Here is a 5,752-nt window from a genome sequence, read left to right as displayed (position 1 = left end):
CCGGCATAGGCCGTCGCCGAGTCTTCACTGGCCTTCCACTCTGCCGCCCACGCCGCCAGAGGCTTCGTGGCGCCCGAGGCGTCCGTGCCTTCCATTCTCGCGACGCACAGGGCCCTGACGACGTCGGCGCGGCCGGCGACGGCTGCGAGGTCGGCCTTCTCGAAATCTGCTGCGGTCTCAAAGGGCGCGCGTTCGGCCCTTTCGAGAACGTGAAGCATCGCGAGCGACGTCTTGCCCATAAACACGATGGGACGGCTGAGGCGAAGATCACCCTGAAGGCGAAACAGGTCCCCCGCGCTTCGCAGGAGGGGCAAGGGCAGCGCGTCGCTATCCTCACGGTCCAATATCACCGGCGCTGCCGCGCCGCGCGAGGCCAGATGAGTGAAACGTTCCACGGCGACGGACGGTCCACCGGCACCTCCCTGACCGACGTAGAAGACGCGCGCCTCGACAACGCGTGTCCGCACGACCTCGCCGAAGACGGTAATCAGGACCGTCGCCACGCCTGCCAACGCAACCAGCGTGCCAGCGGCCAGCCAGGCCTGCCGCCGCGCCATTGTCAGGCCGACCGCCAAGACCGCAAACGTCGTGACCCCCAGCCAGAGCCAAAGCCGACCGCATTCCGCTTTCGGCCAAACCTCCTCGGCAAACAGCCGATACACTTCCGGCTGGACGATCGCGAGGGAGCCCGCCGGAAACGCCGGCGCCGCGGGCGCCGGTTCGCCTCGGCCGTCCCAGGAGATGATCGCCAGACGACCGCTCGGGCGAGGCAGCCGGTCGATGACCGCGGCGTCCAGCGCGCCGCAGCGAGCGACCTGAGCCAGGTCGTCCGCCGCAAGCGAAAGAAACTCGACGGTCTGTGCGTCACACATCTCGCGTACGGCGCGACGAACGGCGTCCCCCGGTTCCGAAAGCCCCGCCTCGACCGCCACGAGGGCCGCGTCGTCCGGCACAACTCGGACGGCGATCGGGCCGACCGCGGTCCGGGCAAGACAAGCGCCGTCCGCCAGGAACTCGAGGGCCAACGACAGGTCGCCGCCCGTGAAGAAAACGGGCACCGTCTTTTCCTCCGTCGCCGCGGGGGCGACGCGGAAAGGCGCCACCGTCGCGATGGGCCCGCCCGAGGCCGCGCGGACCTCCTCGAAAACCGAGTCCGTCCGGTTGGTGACCCGGAGGCGCACCGGCACGTAGGCCCCCGCCCGCGCCCAGCCTTGCGTCAGGTCGAGCGTGGCCGTCACGTCGGCCCCTTGCGCGAAGGCCGGCGAGGCCGCCAGCACGGTCGCAAGCAAGAACGCCAATGTTCTCACCAGGCGATTCCTCCCCTCACAACCTGCCGCCGGCGGCTTCGAGGCGGCACCAGACGTGGATCGCCGCTGCGACACTCCAAGCCTGCGCGATGCAGCCTCGGGGCCGGTGCGGCGGGTCGCCGTCAAATATCTCATTGATCTGCCCCAACCCCGCCTCGTCCAGGGAATCCAGGAGCCCGTCGAGCAGTTGCGCCGCTTCGGCGCGGGCGCACGCCGCGTCCTCGACCGCAAAGATGGCGTCCGCGTATGGTCCGAGCAGCCAGGGCCAGACCGTCCCCCGGTGGTATGCCGCGTCGCGCGCGTCCGGCCCGCCCGTGTACGTGCCACAGTACGCCGGGTCGGAAGGCGCGAGCGTCCTAATGCCCCGCGGCGTCAGGAGCGTCTCCCTCACCCGCCGCACGACGGCGCGGCCGCGCCGGCCCGCGAGGGGGGCATGCGGCAGGCCGACCGCCAGGATCTGATTCGGCCGCATCATCGCCCGCGGGGCGCCGTCCGGCCGAACGCAATCATAGAGGCACCCGTCCGCCTCGTTCCAGAAAACTCGCTCAAAGGCCTGCCTCGCGCGCTGCCCATCGGCGACGGCCAACGGCGCCTCCAAATCCAACTTATCCGCCATGTCCTCCATCAGCGCCAGACCCGAAAGCCACAGGGCGTTGATTTCGACGGCCTTGCCGTAGCGCGGGGTCACAGGGCTCCCCGCACTGGCGGCATCCATCCACGTCAGTTGGGTGCCGGCGGACCCGGCGGTGATGAGGCCGTCGGCGTCGGCCCGGATGTCGAAGCGCGTGCCGGTCCGATACCGTTCGCAGATGTCACAAGCCGCACGCCACAGGGTGTGGCGGACGAAATCGGCCCGGCCGCCGGCGCGGACGTAGGCCGCCACCGCCTGGAGAAACCAGAGGCTGGCATCCACGGTGTTGTATTCCGGCCGTCCGGTTTCTTCGGCGAATAGGTTCGGGACAAGCCCGTCGCTCTCGGAGGAAGCGAAGGCTTCGAGCACGCGCTCCGCCATATCGAGCCGGCCGGTTTCCATCGCGAGGCCCGGGAGGGCGATCATGGCGTCGCGGCCCCAATCGCCGAACCAGTGATACCCGGCGATGATGGTCGCCAAGTCCTTGCCGCCGACCGACCGACGGACGAGAAACGCGTCGGCCGCGAGGACCAGCCGCGCGAGCCGCTCTTGCGTGTGTGGCACGGCGGGTCTTGTCCCGCCGTGCGCTGCGCACGGCCGAACAAGGCCGGCCGTGCCACTCAACCAGCGTTCGACGAGGTCGCGGCGGCGGGCCAGTTCGCGCTTCTTCTCGGTCGCGACATCCATCGGCCGGGGCGGATCAAAGGAACAGAAGAGGCTCCACTCGGCCGGCCCCGTGCCGTTCACATTCCATCGGCCCGGCGCCAGAAGGTCCTCGGCATGGTCGAAGCCTCGCTCGCGTTCCGTGCGGCGAAGGACGCCGTAGTACCACGTCGGCTCCACCGAGACGTCGGCCCGCGCATCCGTCCAGAGAAAGACGCCGGGCATCCCCTCCGCAAGAAATCGGAAGCCGCAGGCGTCCGGCAGCGCTTCGACGCGGAAGTTCTCGTGGCGGTGCATGAGGTGGTGGATGGGCCTCGCGGCCAGGAACGGCGCCACCTCGAGCATCCACCGCCCCGGCCCGCGCACCCGGTAATTCAGGCACACCCCGGCCCCGTCCCGGAGAAGGAGCACGTCGCGCTCGACCGTAAACTCGCCGACGCGCGACACGAAAAGGGGAAACGGGTCGAGTTCAAACCGTTCCGCGGCCTGAAACCCATCGGGATGGAACCCATCGGCGTACTCGCAGGTGGAAAGATAGGCCTCGCCCGTGTCGGTCGCGAGGCGTTCCTGAACGTGAGCGAGGACGACGCGTCGATCCACGGGGGGCGCGAGCGCGGGAACCCACAGGCCGTGATAGCGCCGCGTGCCGCAGCCGAGAACCGTCGAGGACGCATATCCCCCGGCGCCGTCGGCCGCCAACCACTCGGTGGCCAGGGCGCAGTCCACGTCGCGCAGGGTTTGGGCGTCGCGGTGCATCGTGTCTCCGGCAAAAACCTCGTCGGGTGGCGGCCCCGCCCCGGCGGGTAAACTTCCCAGGCCGCCGCGCGATTTTCATCCCCCTCACCCCTTCCCTCTCCCACAAGGGGAGAGGGAGATTATATTGCGGGTCGCCACCAAGCCCAGGGACTCCAGTCCCTGGGCTTGCTTATTCCAACCCCGCTCAGGTCTTGCCGGCCTCGCCCGGCGATTCGACGCTCAGCGTGATCACGCGAATCGGGCAATAGGTTTCACACTCGCGGCACAGCGTGCAGGCGGCTAATCGCTGGAGGTTGATGAACGACTTGTCGTTGCACATTTCGAAGATCTTGGCCTGGCACCGCGCAATGCACACGCCGCATCCGACGCAATCCCGCGTGTTGACGGAAACGGTGACGCGCCGCCCGTCCTCGCCGAACGCCCCGACGGCCACGAGGTCGGGCGTCTGTTCGTCCACCTCCCAGACCTCATGGGCTTGGATCCAGGAATGGCTGCGGATCTGGTGCCGCCCTCCGCGATCCGTCCGGAAGACGCTGCGACCGCAGGTCGGACAGCGGTGCAGGTCCTCGAGTTTCTGGAGGTACTTCACGATCGTCATGATGAACGTGCCGTGGCTCCACGTCAGCGGGCTGACCGAGAGTGGCCGGGTGGTGTACGGATCGACCTGTTCCGCCAGGATGCCGGACTCGAGAGCATGCGTCGCCACCCAGTCGAAGATCGGCACGGCGCGCTTGAGTTCCTCGACGGTCGCCCCTTTCTCGATGTAGTAGTCGGCCAGCCAGATGGTGCAGACGAACCAGGGGTTGCCCGGCACGCCGCGGCGGTCGCCGGAGGCGCGATGGTAGGTGTCGTTCTCGTAGCGCGCCAGGCCTCCGACGGGCGTTTTGACCCACAGGGTCTTGGCCACCTGGTCCATGGTGCTCTCGACGCGCGGGTCGTCGGCCTCGAAGGCATGAAACTTGAAGACGGCAAAGAGACTCGCATCCACGGTAACGTCTTCTTCCCATTTCGCCTGGGGCGAATCGGTGGGCACGAGCCGGCGGATGAATCGGCCGAGACGCTCGTTCCAGAGATACTTGGCCATCCCCTCCCGCACTTCCGCCGCCGCGCGGTCGTAGCGTTCGGCATGGCGAGCATCGCCGAAGACCTGGGCGAAGTTTCTCGCGGCGACCAGCGCGCCGTACACGGCCGCGGCCGTGAACGTGTGGATGCCGTAACGTTCTTCCCACACGTCATAGGACGGTTGGGGAAGGTGCGTCTCCGGATCGCGAAAGTTGACCATGAAATCGGCCGCTCTCAGAATCAGCGGGTGGTACAGCGGCCGGACGTACTCTACGTCGCGGTACATCCAGAAGTGACGCCACAGCGACCAGAGGACCAGCGCGGTCTGATCTTCCTGGATCGGGAGGCGCTCCTTACCGTCCACGATCCATGGGTGCCAGGAAGAAGCCGGCGTGCCGTCGGGGTTGTACTTGTGCAGGAGGTAACCCTCGTCCGTGATACAATTTCGGCAGAGGTCGTAGAACCGCCGCGTGATGTCAGGGTAGCCGGCCAGGTCGAGGGCGTGGCACACCAGGGCGCCGTCTCTCGGCCACATGTAGGAGTACGTGTCGCGGGAGAACTGCATGATGTCGGAATCGTTGGCGGCGATGACGGCCCCGCGGTTGTCAATCTGGCTTCGGACAACGAGCAGGCTGCGCTTGAACAGCCGGCGGACCTGAACCGGAAGGTTGCCGAAGTTGAAGCCCGGCCCATTCACCCAGGCCCGCCAATAGCCGGTGGTCCGCTTGAGCATCCGCGCGGGCGTCCGATCCTTGACGACGTCGTGGAGTTCCTTGACCTCCTCGTAGGAGTAGGCGGCCACGAGGTAGTAGTAAACGTCCTCGGAAGCCTTCGGCTCCAGAGTGAGCGCGAGGCCGATGGTGGAATCCACGGCGCCCTGGCTGATGGGATTGCCGCCCAACCGGCCGTCCTCAGCATCGCGCCAGGTGCCTTCGGCCCCGCGGAATCCGCAGACGCCCGTCGCGAACATCTCGACGCCGTGCACGTCCTTCCCGTCGGGCCCCGTGCGGGAGAAACTCGCCAGCAGGTACCGCCGCCCGCGGTAGTGCAAGATGCACTTGAGGCGCGGGTCGTAGTACGCCGTGTCCCCCACTTTCGTGCCGAACATCGACAGGTCCTGCTGGAGGAAGAGGCGGATTTCCCGCCGCTCATCGGCCAGATTGGTGACGCGGATGCGCTTGATGTAAACGTTGCGGTTGAAATCCACCACGTCGTTGCAGTACAGGCGGACGCGGAGCCCCTCATGCCGGAGGCTGACGCTCGTGACCAGCGTCTCCTTCAGATACCGCAGAGATTTCTTCCACCCCTCGTCGCTCGTCCAGGCCAACTTCCC

3 protein-coding genes are annotated in these 5,752 nt (G+C 67.5%); all 3 read right to left on the bottom strand.

From position 1 onward, the window contains the following. Window positions 1-1,307: hypothetical protein (locus NTX40_05485; protein ID MCX5648534.1), on the bottom strand; the 1,307-nt coding region annotated here is incomplete at its 3' end. A gap of 16 nt (window positions 1,308-1,323) precedes the next feature. Next, window positions 1,324-3,357, bottom strand: coding sequence for a glycogen debranching enzyme N-terminal domain-containing protein (locus NTX40_05480; GenBank protein MCX5648533.1), 2,034 nt, complete (start codon window positions 3,355-3,357; stop codon window positions 1,324-1,326). 184 nt (window positions 3,358-3,541) lie between these two features. After that, on the bottom strand, window positions 3,542-5,752 hold a 2,211-nt coding region (locus tag NTX40_05475), incomplete at its 5' end, for a glycoside hydrolase family 15 protein (GenBank protein MCX5648532.1).

It is taken from the genome of Planctomycetota bacterium (assembly GCA_026387035.1).
Classification (GTDB): Bacteria; Planctomycetota; Phycisphaerae; order FEN-1346; family FEN-1346; genus JAPLMM01.
Note: the sequence above shows the minus strand (reverse complement) of the source record. Positions and strands in the feature narration are given on the sequence as shown.

What these genes read in the sequence shown, in the direction of transcription:
- NTX40_05480 (MCX5648533.1), bottom strand. Translation starts at nt 3,357, where the DNA reads ATGCACCGCGACGCCCAAACCCTGCGCGACGTGGACTGCGCCCTGGCC.